15 protein-coding genes are annotated in these 16,440 nt (G+C 66.6%); 5 read left to right on the top strand and 10 right to left on the bottom strand.

Annotated features, from left to right (window positions below; all coding sequences use genetic code 11):
- Window positions 1-9: 9 nt before the first annotated feature.
- Window positions 10-1,197, bottom strand: coding sequence for a CaiB/BaiF CoA transferase family protein (locus tag ACXPWS_RS21740; protein ID WP_458708636.1), 1,188 nt, complete (start codon window positions 1,195-1,197; stop codon window positions 10-12).
- A 74-nt stretch (window positions 1,198-1,271) separates the two neighbouring features.
- On the opposite strand from ACXPWS_RS21740, the gene ACXPWS_RS21745 reads away from it, so the two are divergent.
- The gene (locus tag ACXPWS_RS21745; RefSeq protein ID WP_458708637.1) at window positions 1,272-1,706 is read left to right on the top strand and encodes a VOC family protein; all 435 of its coding nucleotides are present in this window, start codon (window positions 1,272-1,274) and stop codon (window positions 1,704-1,706) included.
- 1 nt (window position 1,707) lies between these two features.
- Here the strand turns inward: ACXPWS_RS21745 and ACXPWS_RS21750 are convergent, their stop codons facing one another.
- The 7 genes from ACXPWS_RS21750 to fabG are packed head-to-tail and all read right to left on the bottom strand — an operon-like array spanning window position 1,708 to window position 8,451.
- Window positions 1,708-2,589 carry an alpha/beta hydrolase gene (locus ACXPWS_RS21750; protein ID WP_458708638.1) on the bottom strand — a complete coding sequence of 294 codons (882 nt, stop codon included), beginning with the start codon at window positions 2,587-2,589 and terminating at the stop codon, window positions 1,708-1,710.
- Window positions 2,586-3,236 carry a TetR/AcrR family transcriptional regulator gene (locus ACXPWS_RS21755; RefSeq protein WP_458708639.1) on the bottom strand — a complete coding sequence of 217 codons (651 nt, stop codon included), beginning with the start codon at window positions 3,234-3,236 and terminating at the stop codon, window positions 2,586-2,588. The genes ACXPWS_RS21750 and ACXPWS_RS21755 overlap by 4 nt, the downstream gene beginning before the upstream one ends.
- Window positions 3,233-4,558 (bottom strand): flavin-containing monooxygenase, encoded by a 1,326-nt coding sequence (locus ACXPWS_RS21760; RefSeq protein ID WP_458708640.1) that lies wholly within the window; start codon window positions 4,556-4,558, stop codon window positions 3,233-3,235. The genes ACXPWS_RS21755 and ACXPWS_RS21760 overlap by 4 nt, the downstream gene beginning before the upstream one ends.
- Before the next feature lie 51 nt (window positions 4,559-4,609).
- Window positions 4,610-5,323, bottom strand: a complete 714-nt coding sequence (locus tag ACXPWS_RS21765) for a GntR family transcriptional regulator (protein WP_458708641.1) — start codon at window positions 5,321-5,323, stop codon at window positions 4,610-4,612.
- Window positions 5,307-6,500, bottom strand: coding sequence for an acyl-CoA dehydrogenase family protein (locus tag ACXPWS_RS21770; protein ID WP_458708642.1), 1,194 nt, complete (start codon window positions 6,498-6,500; stop codon window positions 5,307-5,309). Before ACXPWS_RS21770 ends, ACXPWS_RS21765 begins: the two co-directional genes overlap by 17 nt.
- Window positions 6,497-7,711: an acetyl-CoA C-acetyltransferase gene (locus tag ACXPWS_RS21775; protein ID WP_458708643.1), complete on the bottom strand. Its 1,215-nt coding sequence runs from the start codon at window positions 7,709-7,711 to the stop codon at window positions 6,497-6,499. Before ACXPWS_RS21775 ends, ACXPWS_RS21770 begins: the two co-directional genes overlap by 4 nt.
- Window positions 7,711-8,451, bottom strand: coding sequence for a 3-oxoacyl-ACP reductase FabG (gene fabG, locus ACXPWS_RS21780; protein WP_458708644.1), 741 nt, complete (start codon window positions 8,449-8,451; stop codon window positions 7,711-7,713). Before fabG ends, ACXPWS_RS21775 begins: the two co-directional genes overlap by 1 nt.
- Before the next feature lie 120 nt (window positions 8,452-8,571).
- On the opposite strand from fabG, the gene ACXPWS_RS21785 reads away from it, so the two are divergent.
- The gene (locus ACXPWS_RS21785; protein ID WP_458708645.1) at window positions 8,572-9,753 is read left to right on the top strand and encodes an acyl-CoA dehydrogenase family protein; all 1,182 of its coding nucleotides are present in this window, start codon (window positions 8,572-8,574) and stop codon (window positions 9,751-9,753) included.
- Here the strand turns inward: ACXPWS_RS21785 and ACXPWS_RS21790 are convergent.
- Window positions 9,741-10,196, bottom strand: coding sequence for a MaoC family dehydratase (locus tag ACXPWS_RS21790; protein WP_458708646.1), 456 nt, complete (start codon window positions 10,194-10,196; stop codon window positions 9,741-9,743). The genes ACXPWS_RS21785 and ACXPWS_RS21790 overlap by 13 nt on opposite strands.
- Window positions 10,197-10,687: 491 nt before the next feature.
- Here ACXPWS_RS21790 and ACXPWS_RS21795 point away from each other — a divergent pair, with 491 nt between their 5' ends.
- From ACXPWS_RS21795 to ACXPWS_RS21805, 3 genes are read left to right on the top strand one after another with little or no spacing between them, the layout of a single operon-like run.
- Window positions 10,688-11,341 (top strand): hypothetical protein, encoded by a 654-nt coding sequence (locus ACXPWS_RS21795; protein ID WP_458708647.1) that lies wholly within the window; start codon window positions 10,688-10,690, stop codon window positions 11,339-11,341.
- 17 nt (window positions 11,342-11,358) lie between these two features.
- On the top strand, window positions 11,359-13,464 hold the full coding sequence (locus ACXPWS_RS21800; protein WP_458713642.1) for an Rv1355c family protein: 2,106 nt from the start codon (window positions 11,359-11,361) through the stop codon (window positions 13,462-13,464).
- 26 nt (window positions 13,465-13,490) lie between these two features.
- Complete coding sequence (locus tag ACXPWS_RS21805) at window positions 13,491-15,335, top strand: putative bifunctional diguanylate cyclase/phosphodiesterase (RefSeq protein ID WP_458708648.1); 1,845 nt, start codon at window positions 13,491-13,493, stop codon at window positions 15,333-15,335.
- Here ACXPWS_RS21805 and ACXPWS_RS21810 read toward each other — a convergent pair.
- Window positions 15,332-16,054, bottom strand: coding sequence for an FAD-binding protein (locus ACXPWS_RS21810; RefSeq protein WP_458708649.1), 723 nt, complete (start codon window positions 16,052-16,054; stop codon window positions 15,332-15,334). The genes ACXPWS_RS21805 and ACXPWS_RS21810 overlap by 4 nt on opposite strands.
- Between the last annotated feature and the right edge of the window lie 386 nt (window positions 16,055-16,440).

Genomic DNA, 16,440 nt, shown 5'->3' on the forward strand with positions numbered 1-16,440 from the left:
ACCGCCGCTTCAGACGATGTGCTCGACGCGCAGCCGGTCGATCTCCGCAGCGTCGTAGCCGATCTCGCCGAGCACCTCGTCGGTGTGTTCGCCGAGCAGTGGCGCACGGCGCCGGATGGTGCCGGGGGTGCCCGACATCCGGAACGGGGTCTCGATGATCGGCACATCGCGCGCGGCACCGGGGAACGGCATCCGCCGCAGGTATCCCATGGCCTGCACATGCGGGTCGTCGAGCACATCCTGAGGGGAATACAGCGGCGCGGCAGGCATTTTCGCCTTGTCCAGCAGTTCCAGCACCTGCGCCTTGGTCTTGTCCGCGCACCATTGCGTCATGATGTCGTTGAGCACATCGCCATGCCGCCAGCGGGCGTCGTCATCGGCGAAGCGCGGATCGGAGAAGAGATCGAGCCGGTCGACCAGCCGGCACCACCGTTTGAACATGGGCTGACCGGCCACCTGCAGCAGCACCCATTCGTCGTCGGCGGTGCGGTACAGATCGCACGGCGCCACCGAGGCGCCCCGGTTGCCCATGCGCGGCTTGTCCACCTGCAACAGCTCCCGCTCGATCAGGAACGCATTCGACAGCATCAACGCGGTGGGCAGCAATGCCGCCTCGACGTGCTGGCCCGCGCCGGTGCGGTCGCGGTGATACAGCGCCATCATCACGCCGATCGCCAAGGTCAGCGCGGTCCCGAAATCGGCGTAGGGCACCACGGTGCGGATCGGCAGTTCGGGCAGGCCCTGCCGGTACACCGCCCCCGACATCACCTGCCCGGCCCCGTCGAACCCGATCTTCTCGCTGTACGGGCCACCCTCCCCGTAGGCGGTGGCACTGGCCAGGATGATGTCGGGTTTCACGGCGCGCAGGGTGTCGTAGTCCAGTCCGTTGGCGCGCATCCCCGCCGCAGGCATGTTGGCGATGACGATGTCCGCGCGCGCCACGAGCCGACGGGTGACCTTCGCGCCTTCGGCGGTGCTGGAATCCAGTGTCAGAGAGCGCTTGTTGCGATTGCACTGCAGGAATGTGCCGCCTTCGCCGCCCTCGGTGACGGCCTGCACCCAGCGGTCCTCGCCGCCCTCGCGCTTCTCGACCCGCAACACGTCGGCGCCCATGTCGGCCAGAATCGCGCTGCACCACGGCGCGGCGATGAAGCGCCCGTAGTCGAGCACCCGGATACCGTCCAGCACACCTGGCATCGCACCACCTCCATCGAAACACGGACTGTAAGTATTACAGTACGGTGCGTCCAGGTCCGCGCTACCGTCGTGTGATGGATCAGCAGCTCAATTTCGTCACCATTGCCGCAGCCGACCTGGACGCCACCCGCCGGTTCTACGGTGCGCTCGGCTGGCAGCCACTGCTCGACGTCGAGGGTGAGATCGTCTTCTATCAGACCGCGCCCGGGCAGGTGCTCGGCTTCTTCCTCGCCGAGAAGTTCAACGCCGACCTCGGACTGCCCGCCGACGACGCGGCCGCCGTAGTAGCGGGAATCACCTTGGCGCACAACGTGCACAGCGCCGACGAGGTGGCTCGTGTCACCGATACGATGGCCACCGCCGGTGGCACCGTGCTGAAATCCCCGCAACCCGGACAATTCGGCGGGGTCTTCCACGCACACGTCCGCGATCCGAACGGCGCGATCTGGGAGATCGCGCACAACCCGGGATGGTCCGTCGACGCGGACGGGACCGTTCGCCTCGGCTGATTCACCAGGCGCGGGCCAGAAACGCCAGCTGGTCGGTCACGGTGCGCTCGAACCAGTCGTTGCCCGGCCACACGTCGAAGTGATCGCACGGATAGTGGTGCACCCGGGCGCGAGCCTGCTCGGCCGTTTTGACCGCCGCCGCGGCCGGCACGAATCGGTCGAAATCGCCGACCTGCACCAGCACCGGACAGCGCACCGCGCGAGCGGCTGCCTTGGTGCTCATCCGGCTCAGCTCCAGGCCCACCGAGGAGTCGATCTCGTTGCGCCAACTCGGTCCCGCGATGCGCAGATAGCCGTCATAGGCACCGGGCAGGGTCATCGCACCGGCCTCACCCGGCCGTCCGACGATGGGCATGAACGTCGCCGCGCCGCCGCGGGCCGCCGACACCTTGCTGCGCAGTCCGGTGGACGTCCAGCGCATCGCCGTCCACACATCGCGGGCGGTGTCGATAGTGGCCCGACCGGCCGCCAGACCGCTGGTCATCGGGGTCAGCGCGATCACTGCGGCGATGTCCTGACGTTCGGCCGCCACCCGCAGCACGTGGCAACCGGACATCGAGACACCCCACAGCACCACGCGATTCGTGTCCGGCAGCGCCGACGCCGCGTCGACGGCGTTGTGGTAGTCGCGCAACTGACGCTCCAGTGAGATCGTCTGGCGGGGCGCACCGCCGGAAGTCCCGAACCCGCGGTAGTCGAAGGCCAGCACGTCCACGCCGGACGCCGCGAAGCGTTCGGCGAACGGTTCCAGCCCGGAATCCTTGGTGCCGCCAAATCCGTGCGCCATCACCACCACCGGCCGCCGACCGGTGATGGCTGCCGGAAAATGCCAAGCGCTACAAGCGATTCCCTCTGAATCGAAGGTCAATTCCTGCCTCGTCACGGCCCCACCCCGTACACCGTGCTGAGCCACACCGCGGCGGCGCCGTGCGTCAATTCCGCGCGCGACAGCGGACCGCCCAGAATGAACCGTTCGATGATCCGGTCGTTGAACTCCAGCAGCACCAGCGCCAGCACCCGCGGGTCGGGCACGGCGTCCAGGGGCGAGCGAAGCGACGGGGAATGACGCTCCAGTGGCGAGCGAAGCGATTCACGCTGCGCCGCGATCAAGCCGGCCACCGACGGCGCGAACGATTCGCGCGCCGAGTCCCAGATCTCGCGCACCGCGGCACTGGAGCCACGGGCCTCCAGCATCGCCGCGAACACGTGGCGGTAGCGTTCGCAGGTGTCCAGCAGCCCGCCCAGCATGGCCGCCACCCGTTCCCTTGGTTCGGCACCGCCGGTGACGAAATCGGTGTTGACGGCCTCGACCTCGTCGATGATTCGTTCCATCAACGCCGCGACGGCGGCCGCCTTGTTCTCGAAGTAGAAGTAGAACGCCGAGCGGGACACCCCCGCCTGCTTGGCGATCTCGGCGACGTTGATCGCCTCCAGGCTCGAATCGCGCAGCCACCCGTCGAGTGCGTCGAGGATCGCCTCGCGGCGCACGTCGCTGCGCACCACGGGCCTGCGATCGGTCGGTGATCTCATCCGGTGGCAGCCCGTCTCAGGCCCGCGGGTAACTCCCGGGTGCGCAGGTCGTGCTCGTAGACGAAATAGTCCACCTGCTGGGTGTGTCGGGGCCGGTCGGTGCAGTGCCCGGCGTGCAGGCGCTGGTCGGCGTCGATCACGCGTTCCATCTCGTCGACCGGTGGCAGCGTGTAGCGCCCGATCGCATACGCGGCGAGCAGCCGAGCCTGGCATTCCACGAACGGGAACAGGGTCGGCACCGCCTGCGCGAAACCCATGAAAACCACATCGCCGAGTCCCGGCTTGAACATCCGCTTGTAGAGCCGGATCTGGTTGCCCGGTGCGCTGATCACCTCGGGATCGAAGAACGGGAACGTGATGTTGTAACCCGTGGCGTACACGATCACATCGAAATCGTCGGAGGTGCCGTCGTCGAAATGCACGGTGTCACCGTCCAGCCGCGACACGTTCGGCTTCGGGGTGACATCGCCGGAACCCAGACGCAGCGGCAGTTCCACCGACTGGGTGGGATGCGCTTCGAAAAGCTTGTGGTTGGGCGCGGGCAACCCGTACTTGGTGGGGTCGGCACCCACCAACGGGACGAGCAGTTGGGCAGCTTTGCGCTGCCAGGACAGCGGCAGATATGGCGAGGTCTTGAAGATCTTGTCCCCTGGTTGTCCGGCAAGGTATTTCGGCACGATCCAGGCACTGGATCGGGTGGAGAGCGTGACCTTGTTCTGTAGCGTCCGGGACGACAGCTCGACGGTGATGTCGGCGGCGCTGTTGCCGATACCGACCACCAGGATGCGCTTGCCGATCAGCGACAACGGCGTCTGCGGGTCGATGTAGTGGTGCGAGTGCATCGACTCCCCGGCGAACGTGCCGGGGAACTCGGCCCACCGCGGGTCCCAGTGATGGCCGTTGCCCACCACCAGGAGGTCGAACTCACGGGTGTGGCCGGCTCGGTCCTCGATCAGCCATCCCCCGCCGGGGCGCCGGCGGGCCGCCACCACCGCGTTGCCGAATTCGATGTGCTCCAGGAGTCCGAAGGCCTCGGCGTAGGAATCCAGGTACGCCTTGATCTGGGAATGGTGTGGGAACGCCGGATAGCTTTCGGGCATCGGGAAGTCCTTGAACGACAACCGATGTTTGGATGTGTCGATGTGCAGGGACCGGTAGGCGCTGGACAGGCCGTTCGGGTTGCCGAACGCCCAGTTCCCGCCGATCCGGTCGGAGATCTCGAAGGTGGTGTACGGAACGCCGTAGTCCTTGAGCATCTTGCCGGCCGTCAGCCCGCTGATACCCGCACCGATCACCGCGGTCCGCGGCTGCCCTCGCAGCATGGCAGGCACCATACCAGCCGATTGACACACGTCAGCGGATACTGACACATGTCAGTCGCCGGTGATCACACCGCGCTCGGTCAGGTGCTCGGTGAGCGGCCGCACACCGATGGTGAAGTGCTCGGCCATCGCCGCGCGCACCCGTTCGCCATCGCGGCGCTTCAGAGCGGCGATCACCTTGCGGTGATCCTTGATGGATTGGGCCGGCCAGCCCGCCAGCGTCGGGAACACCGATTCCGGGGCGTAGCGGGTGACACCCGACATCACCTGGGTCAGCTTCGGCGAGTCGGCGATGACGTTGATCAGCCGGTGGAACTCATGGTTGAGTCGCACGGTGCGATCGAGATCGTCGAGCTCATAAGCCTTTTCCAGATCGTCCTGGATGGCGATGAGCGCGGCCAGCTGTTCGTCGGTGATGTTGGCGGCGGCCCGCGCACCGAGTTCGCCGCCGACGTAGGCCTGCACGTTGGCCACATCCGCGATATCGCGGGCGGTGACTTCCAGCACCATGAATCCGCGTCGCGGGTGCTGCACCAGCAGCCCTTCGGCACGAAGGTTCAGCAGCGCCTCACGCACCGGTGTGACGCTGATGCCGAGGTCGGCCGCCAGTTGATCGAGGCGCAGGTACCCGCCGGCCGGATAGGTGCCGTGAAAGATACGGCGCCGCACCACCCGCGCGACGTCGTCGGACAGCTGCGGGCGGACGGCGAACTCCGGTTCCCCCCGTCGCTTCGCTCGCCCCTCCGGGTCAGATGCGGTACTCACCGAGCAGGTTCTTGCTGATGATCGTCTTCTGGATCTCGCTGGTGCCCTCGCCGATCAGCAGGAAGGGCGCATCGCGCATGAGCCGCTCGATCTCGTACTCCTTGGAATAACCGTAACCACCGTGGATGCGGAAGCTCTGCTGAGTGACCTCCGAACAGAACTCGCTGGCAAGGTACTTCGCCATGCCCGCGGCCACGTCATTGCGTTCGCCGGAATCCTTGAGCCGCGCGGCATTGACCATCATCAGGTGCGCGGCCTCCACCTTGGTGGCCATCTCGGCCAGCTGGAAGGCGATTGCCTGATGCTCGGCGATCGGCTTGCCGAAGGTGGCCCGCTGTTGCGCGTACCGCGCGGCCAGTTCGAACGCACGCACACCCACGCCGCACGCCCGCGCCGCGACGTTGACCCGGCCCACCTCGATGCCGTCCATCATCTGGAAGAAACCCTGTCCGGGGGCGTCACCGAGAACGTCGTCGGCCGAGGCGACATAATCGTCGAAGATGAGCTCTGTGGTGTCGATGCCCTTATAGCCCATCTTGTCGATCTTGCCGGGGATCGTCAGGCCCGGCTTCACCTCGCCGAATCCGGCGGGCTTCTCGATCAGGAAGGCCGTCAGGTTGCGGTGCGGTTTGTCTGCTCCCTCATCGGTTTTCACCAGCGCCGCCACCAGGGTCGAGCTGCCGCCGTTGGTCAGCCACATCTTCTGCCCACTGATGGTGTAACCACCACCGGGATTGCGCACACCCTTGGTACGGATCGCCGCGACATCGGAGCCCAGTTCGGGTTCGGACATCGAGAACGCGCCGCGCACCTCACCGGTTGCCATCCGCGGCAGATAGCGTTGCTTCTGCGCATCGGTACCGTGCTGGCGCAGCATGTAGGCGACGATGAAATGGGTGTTGATGACGCCCGAGACACTCATCCACCCGCGGGCCAGTTCCTCCACACACAAGGCGTAGGTCAGCAGCGACTCGCCCAGTCCGCCGTACTCCTCGGGGATCATCAGGCCGAACAGCCCCATCTCCCGCATACCGTCGACGATGGCCTGCGGGTAGGTATCGGAGTGTTCCAGCTCCTGGGCGTTGGGGATGACTTCCTTGTCGACGAATTGGCGTACCGTCGAGACGATTTCGGTCTGCACCTCGGTCAGCCCCAGGGTCTGGGCGATTCTGGTCATGGCGCGATCCGTTCGAACACGGCGGCCAGTCCCTGTCCGCCTCCGATGCACATGGTTTCCAGCCCGTAGCGGGCACCGCGGGCGTCCAGCTCGCGCGCGAGCGTCGCGAGCATTCGCCCGCCGGTGGCGCCGACCGGATGCCCCAGCGAGATCCCGGAGCCGCGGACATTGACGCGTTCCATATCGGTGTCGGTGAACTTCCACTCCCCGAGCACGGCCAGCGCTTGGGCGGCGAAGGCTTCGTTCAGCTCGATGACGTCGAGTTGCGAAAGCGTGAGTCCGGCGTTCCGCAATGCCACCTCGGTGGCCGGCACCGGCCCGATGCCCATGATGTCGGGCGCCACCCCGGCGACGCCCCAGGAGAGCAGCCGGACCAGGGGTTTCAAGCCGAGGTCGGCGGCCCGCTCGAGCGTGGTCACGATGCACATCGACGCCGCGTCGTTCTGCCCGCTGGAATTGCCCGCTGTCACCGTCGCGTCTGGATCCTGCTTGGCCAGAACGGGTTTGAGCTTGCTCAGTGCGTCCACCGAGGTGTCGGCCCGCGGGTGTTCATCGGTGTCGATCAGCTGATCCCCGGCCCGCGAGCTGACGGTGACCGGGATGATCTCGTCGGCCAGCACCCCGCTGGACTGGGCCGCCACCGCCTTCTGGTGCGAGCGCACCGCCAGCTCATCCTGTTCGATACGCGAGATGCCGTATTGCCGGCGGAGATTCTCGGCCGTCTCCAGCATGCCGCCCGGCACCGGGTAGTTCTTGCCGCCGGCGGTGATACGGCCCCGCGCCAGCCCGTCGTGCACCCGGATGCCGCTGCGCGAACCGCCCCAGCGCATATCGGTGGAGTGAAAGGCCACATTGCTCATCGACTCGGCACCACCGGCGATCACCAGATCGCCTGCGCCACTGCCGACCTGCAGGCAGGCCTGGATGACGGCCTGCAGCCCGGATCCGCACCGCCGATCGACCTGCATACCGGGCACCGTGATCGGCAGTCCGGCATCCAGTGCCACCACCCGGCCGATTGCGGGCGCCTCCGGCGAGGGATAGCAGTGACCGAGGATCACATCGCTCACCGCACCGGCGGGCACACCCGTGCGTTCCAGCAGTCCCCGCAGCGCCGCCACACCCAGTTCGACGGCGGTCAGCGAGGAGAACATCCCGCCGTAACGCCCGATCGGAGTGCGCACCGGTTCACAGATGACCACCTGCGCCATCAGATGTGCCGCCCGCCGGTTACCTCGAGCACGCACCCGGTCATGTACGAGGACATGTCCGAGGCCAGAAATGTTGCCACGGAGGCGACCTCATGGGGTTCGGCCGCACGCCCCATCGGGATCTCGGCCAGCTTCTGGTCCCAGATCCGCTGCGGCATGGCTTCGGTCATCGCCGAACGGATCAGGCCCGGCTGGATCGCGTTGATCCGTACACCCAGATGGGCGACCTCTTTGGCGGCGGCCTTGGTGAGACCCACGATGCCCGCTTTGGCCGCCGAGTAGTTGGTCTGTCCGATCAGACCGACCTTGCCGGAGATCGACGAGATATTGATGATCGCACCGCTTTTCGCCTCGCGCATCACATTGGCAGCCAGCCGGGTGCCGTTCCAGCAGCCTTTCAGATGGACGTCGATGACCTGGTCGAACTGCTCCTCGGTCATCTTGCGCATGGTGGCGTCACGGGTGATCCCGGCGTTGTTCACCATGATGTCCAGACCCCCGAAGGTGTCGACGGCCGCGGCGACGAGCGCCTGCACCTCAGCGGCGTCGGTGACATCGGCGCGCACCGCATGCGCGACGTCGGTGCCGCCGAGGGTGGCGACCGCCGCGTGCGTCGCGTCCAGGTTCAGATCACCGAGCACCACCCGCGCGCCTTCGGCGATGAACCGTTGCGCGATGGCATACCCGATTCCCTGGGCACCTCCGGTGATCACCGCGGTACGACCGTCTAGCAGGGCCATCGCGCCCGCTCCTTCCGACAGGGCCTCTCGGGCCTCCAGGACAACCTCGACACAACATAAAATATGATATTTCTTGCATCAAGTCTGAGTTCACCCGGGTAGCACCAAGGAGATCGACCCATGACATCACCCGTCACCAGCGAGGTCAGCGACACCGACTTCGCCGATATCCAGGCCGCCACCCGTCAGTTCATCCGCAATCAGGTGGTGCCGCGCGAACTGGAGATCATGGCCGCGGACATGGTGCCCGACGACATCCGGGACCAGGCCAAGAATCTGGGCTTGTTCGGCTACGCGATCCCCCAGGAGTGGGGCGGCCTCGGACTCAACCTGATTCAGGACGTCGAGTTGGCGATGGAGTTCGGATACACCAGCCTGGCCCTACGGTCCATGTTCGGCACCAACAACGGCATCGCGGGCCAGGTCCTGGTCGGCTTCGGCACCGACGAGCAGAAGACCCGGTGGCTGGAGGACATCGCATCCGGTGCGGTGGTGGCCTCCTTCGCACTGACCGAACCCGGAGCCGGCTCCAACCCGGCGGGCCTGCGCACCAAGGCGGTCAAGGATGGTTCACAGTGGGTGATCAACGGGCAGAAGCGATTCATCACCAACGCCCCGACGGCGAACCTTTTCGTGGTGTTCGCCCGCACCCGGTCGGCGGACGCCGACGGCGCGGGGATTGCCGTCTTTCTGGTACCCGCCGATGCGCCCGGCGTGGTGGTCGGCGCCAAGGACGCCAAAATGGGCCAGGAGGGCGCCTGGACCGCCGACGTCAGCTTCGACGATGTCCGCGTCGGCGACGACACCCTGGTCGGCGGAAGTGAGGACATCGGATACCGCGCCGCGATGACGTCCCTGGCCCGGGGCCGGATTCACATCGCCGCGCTGGCGGTCGGAACCGCTCAGCGGGTACTGGACGAGTCGGTGACGTATGCGGCGAGCGCCACCCAGGGCGGCACCCCGATCGGCAGTTTCCAGCTCGTGCAGGCGATGATCGCCGATCAGCAGACCGGCGTGATGGCCGGCCGGGCACTGGTGCGCGATGCCGCCCGACTCTGGGTCACCGGAGAGGATCGGCGCATCGCGCCGTCGACGGCCAAGTTGTTCTGCACGGAGATGGCGGGCACGGTCGCCGACCTCGGCGTGCAGATCCACGGTGGCAGTGGATACATGCGTGAGGTCGCGGTGGAGCGCATCTACCGCGAGGTGCGGCTGCTGCGCTTGTACGAGGGCACCAGCGAGATCCAGCGGCTGATCATCGGTGGCGCCCTCGTCAAGACCGCTGCGCGTCAGGCGATGTAGCGGACGATCGACTCCACCACCGCGGCGGGCTTGCCGGCGCCCTCGATCTCGACCGTCACGGTGACGGTGGCCTGCGCGGTGCCCTCGGCCGGCACCGCGACATCGGTGACCACGCCGCGCGCCCGGATCTTCGCCCCCACCTTGACCGGGCTGACGAACCGCACTTTGTTGTAGCCGTAGTTGACGGCCAATTTGATGCCCTCCACCCCATAGAGCTGATGCGAGAAGTACGGCAACAGCGACAGCGTCAGCAGCCCGTGCGCGATGGGTCCGCCGAACGGGCCGGCGGCGGCACGCTCCGGATCGACGTGAATCCACTGGCGATCCTCGGTCGCCTCGGCGAACAGATTCACCCTGTCCTGAGTGATCTCGAGCCATTCGGTCGGGCCGAGTTCGGTGCCTTTTCCTGCCACCAACTCGTCGAGATCCTTGAAGATTTTCACCGTTTCTCCTCTCGGGTATACCGCTCCATGCATAGCGTCCGGGACGTGCGGATCAAACACCGGGTCCGAACCCGGTTCAAACTGGCTACCGCTCGACCCTCCGATCCGGGCCGAGAGGGGTCCGCGAGCGACATGATTTAGGCAATAATTGTCTTTGCCAGCAATTTTTGCTACAGGCCGTTGACACCACCGTTAATTGATGCCAGCACGATGACGCGGAACCACTCTGACGTTGCTGTTCGTACCGGGTTGGGGCGCCAGCAAATGGTTGGCATTTCCAGTCAAAAAGTTTCGCTGGAATAACCCATGAATACAGCGATACTTACCTGACCTATTTGATTTTGCATGAAGGTGCACGTCATCGCGGTAGCGATGCCGGCTACTCGATCGGGGTTCAGATGAGCGCTTCCTTGGCCGAGGTGACGGCACCAGTATTGCCCGCAGTCGGCACCGCACAGTGGCGCGACAGCGCCACCGATTGCACGCTCGTCATGAGCACACCCGTCGACGAGCCCGAGCTCTGGGCCGAATTCATCGACGGCGCGATGTTCAGCTACCGCGAACACGGCGCCGAACGCGCCATCGACGAAACCGTGCTGCGCGACCCGGCCATGACATCGCTGTTCCTGGCCGCACTCGACCCCCGCGGCGCGGTGGTGGGCGGCGTGCGGGCCCAGGGCCCCTACACCGACGTCGAGCAGTCGCACGCCGTCGTGGAGTGGGCCGGCCAGACCGGACTGACCACGGTCCGCAAGATGATCGGCGACCGTATTCCGTTCGGCGTGGTCGAGATCAAAACCGCCTGGAGCTCCAAATTCGACCGCAGCCGCGAACTGACCGCCGCACTCGCACGGATGCCGCTACACGCCACCGCGCTGTTGGGTGCCCAATTCGCGATGGCGACCGCCGCTGCACATGTCTTGGACCGCTGGCGATCCTCCGGCGGTATCGTCGTGTCCCGCATACCCGCAACCCCCTACCCCGATGCGAGATATCAGACGAAGATGATGTGGTGGGACCGCGCAGAATTCACCCGCACGGCTGACCCGCAGCAGATATCGACGATCATTTCCGAATCGCGAATCCTGTTGCCGCTGATGGCCGATTCGGATGCCGATGACGCCGCGGCAGGGAGTGACGCGTGACCGAGGCCAGCAATGCGATGATCCTTTCCGACGGCCATACCGGTCATGCCGAACTGCTCTGGCAACTGCGCGCCCGCCCCGACATCGAGTTCATCGACAACCTGGCCGGCCAGCGGGCCGCCCTGAGCCGGCTGCATCCCGCGCCACCGGAGGACATCCTCACCGAGCCGCCACAGTGGATCTACTTCCCATGGCGGCGATCGGTGCTGGCGATGCTCGGCCCGCAGGCCTTCCGCCGGCTCCGCCTGGACCGCAACCGCAACCTGATCACCCTCGACGAACAACATCGACTGGAAAAACTGCGCATCGGCGTGGTCGGGCTCAGCGTCGGCCACGTGATCGCGCACACCCTTGCCGCGCAGGGCATTTGCGGTGAGTTGCGGTTGACCGATTTCGACGAGCTTGAGCTCAGCAATCTGAACCGCGTGCCCGCCACGGTCTTCGACGAAGGCCACAACAAAGCGGTGGTGGCCGCCCGCCGGATCGCCGAACTGGACCCGTACCTGCCGGTACACGCCGACACCGCGGGCCTCACCGCCGCGACGATCGACGGTTTTCTGGACGGCCTCGACATCGTCATCGAGGTGTGCGACTCGCTGGATGCCAAGGTGCTGCTGCGCGAGGCCGCGCGCGCCCGGCACATCCCGGTGCTGATGGCCACCAGCGACCGCGGCCTGGTGGATGTCGAGCGGTTCGACCTGGATCCGGCACGCCCGATCCTGCACGGGCTGCTCGGCGCGGTACAGACCGCCGAACTGGCCGGCCTCAGCAGCGCCGACAAGGTGCCGTATGTACTCGGCATCCTGGATGCCGGCGAGTTGTCGGCCCGGATGGCAGCGTCCCTGTGCGAGGTGGGCGAGACCCTTTCGACGTGGCCACAACTTGCCGGCGAGGTGACCCTCGGCGCGTCCCTCATCGCCGAAGCGGTGCGCCGGATCGGCCTGGGTGAAGCGCTGCCGTCCGGCCGGGTTCGCATCGACATCGGCGCGGTGCTGGCGCGATCCACCGATCCCTATTCGGCACAACATGATCCCGGTGGCGACGTCATCGACGACGCCGAACAGGCCGAGTCGTCGCCGTCGGTGCCTGCGGCGATGGCGATGGCCGCCACTCGGGCCCCATCCGGTGGGAATGCACAACCCTGGCAGATCGAGATCGGGCCCGCGGCCCTGACGGTGCGCATCGATCCGGCGCGGACCACCATGATGGATGTCCAATTCCGGGGCAGTGCGGTCGCATTGGGCGCTGCGGTGTTCAATGCCCGCGTGGCCGCCGCGGCACACGGACACGGCAGCCGGGTATCGGTCGCCGCGGGCGGCGTCCAGTCGCCGCTGCAAGCCGTCATCGAGTTGTCCGGAGCGGCCGACCCCGACCTGGCCGCCCTCTACCGCCCGATGCTCGACCGCGTCACCAACCGCCATCGGGGCGCCGGCGGCGAGATGGCATCTGGCGTGGTAGAACTGTTGCGCGGCACAGCTTCTCGCTTCGGCACCCACCTGCGCCTGCTCACCGCCAGGGACGAGATCGAATCCGGGGCAGCTATTCTCGCTGCCGCCGACCGGCTGCGCTACCTCACTCCCGGGCTGCATGCCGAGATGTTCTCCGAACTGCGGTGGCCGGGTGATCCGGCGCCGGAGTACGGCATCGATGTGCGCGGACTCGAATTGCCGGCATCGGATCTCGCCGTTCTGGACGTGCTGCGCCGGCCCGATGTGATGGCACATCTGGCCGGCTGGGACGCGGGCAGCGCACTCGGCAGCGACACCCGCGACCGGGTGGCCGCGGGGTCAGGGCTTGCGGTGATCTCGTTTTCCGGCCATACGCTTGCCGATTACGCACGGGCCGGAGAGGCCGTCGAAGCCGTCTGGATCTCCGCTCAACTGCACGGCCTGGCCGTGCAACCCGTCTCCCCTGCCTTCCTCTACGCCCACGATGAGCACGAACTGGCATCGTTGTCGCCGTCATTCACGGGTGAACTGCGTTCCCTGCAATACACTTTCCGCAAGCTGATCGGCGCCGAGCCGCTGGAGGCGCAGGCATTGGTGTTGCGATTCACCGAAGCCCCGCCTCCCTCGGTGAGGAGCCGACGTCAGCTTCCGCCCCGCCAGACCGTGTCGCCGTGACGGTGACGCCCGGACCAGAGGTAGAGGTGCCACGACCTAGTCTGGAGCTACTCGTCACGGCCGTCGCCACCCGTCTGGGTGCGGTCGACGCCGCCACCTCACCACCGGTCAGCCAGCAGGTACTGGCCGAACTCGTCGAGTACTTCGATGTGGACTTCAGCTTTCTACGGCACAACGATCACGCGATCCATGCGACCCGCCTGATCGCCGAGTGGCCATCCCGGCCCGAGAGCGAGGGCCCCGATCCGTTGGCCCTCATCTACTTCGCCGACGCCGACCCGGTGTTCAAGCTCGCCGAAACTCTCAAAGCGCCCACCGTATTCGACCCCAACAAAACCCTGGACTACCAACGGACCATCGAGTCCGGCCGGCACATCCCCACCACGTCGATGGCATGTGTGCCGCTGCTGTCCGGTGAGGTGACCACCGGCGTCCTCGGGTTCGTCAAGATCGGTATCCGGCAGTGGAGCGAAGAAGAACTCAACGCCCTGATGGCCATCGCCTCGCTGTTCGCACAGGTGCAGGCCAGGGTCGCGGCCGAGGACCGACTACGGTTCCTCGCCGAGCACGACGACCTCACCGGCCTGCACAATCGGCGGGCCCTCACGGCGCATCTCGACGCGCGGCTGCGAGCCAAACGGCCCGGTCCGGTCGCTGCGCTGTTCTTCGATCTGGACAGGCTCAAGGCGATTAACGACTTTCTCGGTCACATCGCCGGGGACCGGTTCATCCGGGTGCTGGCCGAGCGGCTGGCCGCGGCGGTCGGCCCCGCCATGATCGCGCGGCTCGGTGGGGACGAGTTCGTGGTGATACCACCCGCGGCGATGACGGCAGTGGAGGCCGAGGAACTCGCCTACCGGCTGCAGACCATCCTTCGGGAGCGGGTCTCCATCGACGGCGAAATGCTCACCCGAACCGTAAGCATCGGCGTGGCGCTTGGCTTCCCGGGCCGCGACACCACCTCGGATCTGCTTCGCCGGGCCGATCAGGCAGTGCTCAATGCCAAGAGCGCCGGCGGCAACCAGGTGGCCGTGTTCTCGGACACCATGGAGTTGGAGAGCGAGTTCCGCACCGATATCGAGCTGCATCTGCAGAACGTGGTCGAAACCGGCGCGCTGTTCCTGCGCTACCTGCCCGAGATCGATATGCGCACCGGACGGGTCCTGGGCGCCGAGGCGCTGGTGCGCTGGCAGCATCCGACGCGCGGGCTGCTCGCCCCGGACTCGTTCATCGGGGTGGCCGAGTCCATCAACCTGGCCGGCGAACTCGGCCGCTGGGTGATGCGCACCGCGTGCGCCGATTTCGCCCGCTGGCAGGCCGCCGGTGTCGGGCATGACATGGTGCTGCGGATCAATGTCTCACCGGTGCAGCTGGTCGCCGACGGGTTCGTCGAGTCGGTGGCCGGAATCTTGCACGAGTTCGGTCTGGAACGCGGCTCGGTGTGTCTGGAGATCACCGAAAGCGTCGTGGTGCAGGACATCGACACGGCGCGGATCACCCTCGCCGGGCTGCGCGACGTCGGGGTGTTGGTGGCCATCGACGACTTCGGGACCGGTTACAGCGTGCTGTCACTGCTGAAATCGCTGCCGGTCGATGCGCTGAAGATCGATAAGAGTTTCGTGCAGGACCTCGGTGCCAGCCCGGGCGACCTGGCCATCGTGCGCGCCATCATCGCGCTGGCCGAGGCGTTCGGGCTGGAGCTCATCGCCGAGGGTGTGGAGACCGATTCGGCCGCGGTGACCCTGCTGCGGCACGGCTGCCACCGCGCCCAGGGGTTCCTGCTGTCCCGGCCGATCGCCAGCGACGCGATGGAAACGCTGCTACGTCAGCGCCGGGTGAGCGTCGATTTCTCCACCGGGTTGCGCCCCTAGTCGGACGCGACCTCGGTGTGCACCAGCTCCAGCCGCACGAACCGGCATCCGGGCAGCCCGACGAGTGCGAAATCGCCGCCCGCCGGGATCGGCGCGGCTGACACCGGGTCACCGCCGACGGGGGTCAGCGCCAGCCCGTACCGGGCCTGTACCGCGTAGTCACCCTCGGGTGTGTCGAACACCACCCCGATCACCCGCCCTTCGTCGAACACCAGGTGTTGCAGCGTCGCGTCGTCGAGCACGGTGATGTCCCGCTCCCGCACCGCGTCGGCCATCCAGTCCGACACCGAACTGCCGTTCGCGGCGCCGAGTGGGGCCACTCCGACCGGAAGACCGTCCGGGGTGCGCCGCACGGCCGGCCAGTGGTCGACGGTCGTCAGCACCGCACCGAACGGTGAGACAAGGCAGCGACCGGCCCAGTCCAGCAGGCGGGCACCCAGGAAGGTGTCGACGACGACCTTGCGTGAGCGCTGCTCGGGTGTCGGATAGACGGTCCGCGCGGGCATTTCGGGGCCGCCGGAGGTGCCAGGCATGATCGCGCCGGCTGTCAGCTCGGCCAGGTACTCATCGGTGAGCGGGTCAGTCCCGAGGGTCAGCCGGCCGCGGTCGGCGTCGAGGTCGCGCCCGCCGGGATCCGGTGGCGGGGCGGCGATCAGGACGTCCAGTCCGGCATCGGCGGTCGCCACCGCGTAGGCCAGGCCGCCCGGGCCTGCGCCCACCGATATCACCGCAACCTCGTCATCCCACATAGCTGGTCAGTGACCTCACAATTGCTCAGTTCGAACCGCCGCGTACGCAATGTGGCTTTGAGCAACAGTGGCGATGAGTTCAGGGACCCCGGAGTTCGGGGCTTCCCGTGATACCGACCAATGTGTCAGCACCGACCGCAAAGTGTAGGACCTTTGACGAGGACGCACTGTCGCGACATGGAGCCGCGGTCCATGCAAGGGATCGAGGGGATTTGCCAGCATGGACCGCGGCAACGTCTTGACGATAGCACTTAACCGGCATATAGGCGGTTAAAGAGACCTGTGTGGCACCTGTCCGCAATCATGCAGACATGTGCTGAATCGGTTGCTCACCCTATCCAGTGGCGGATTCACCC

It is taken from the genome of Mycobacterium sp. BMJ-28, assembly GCF_054404835.1.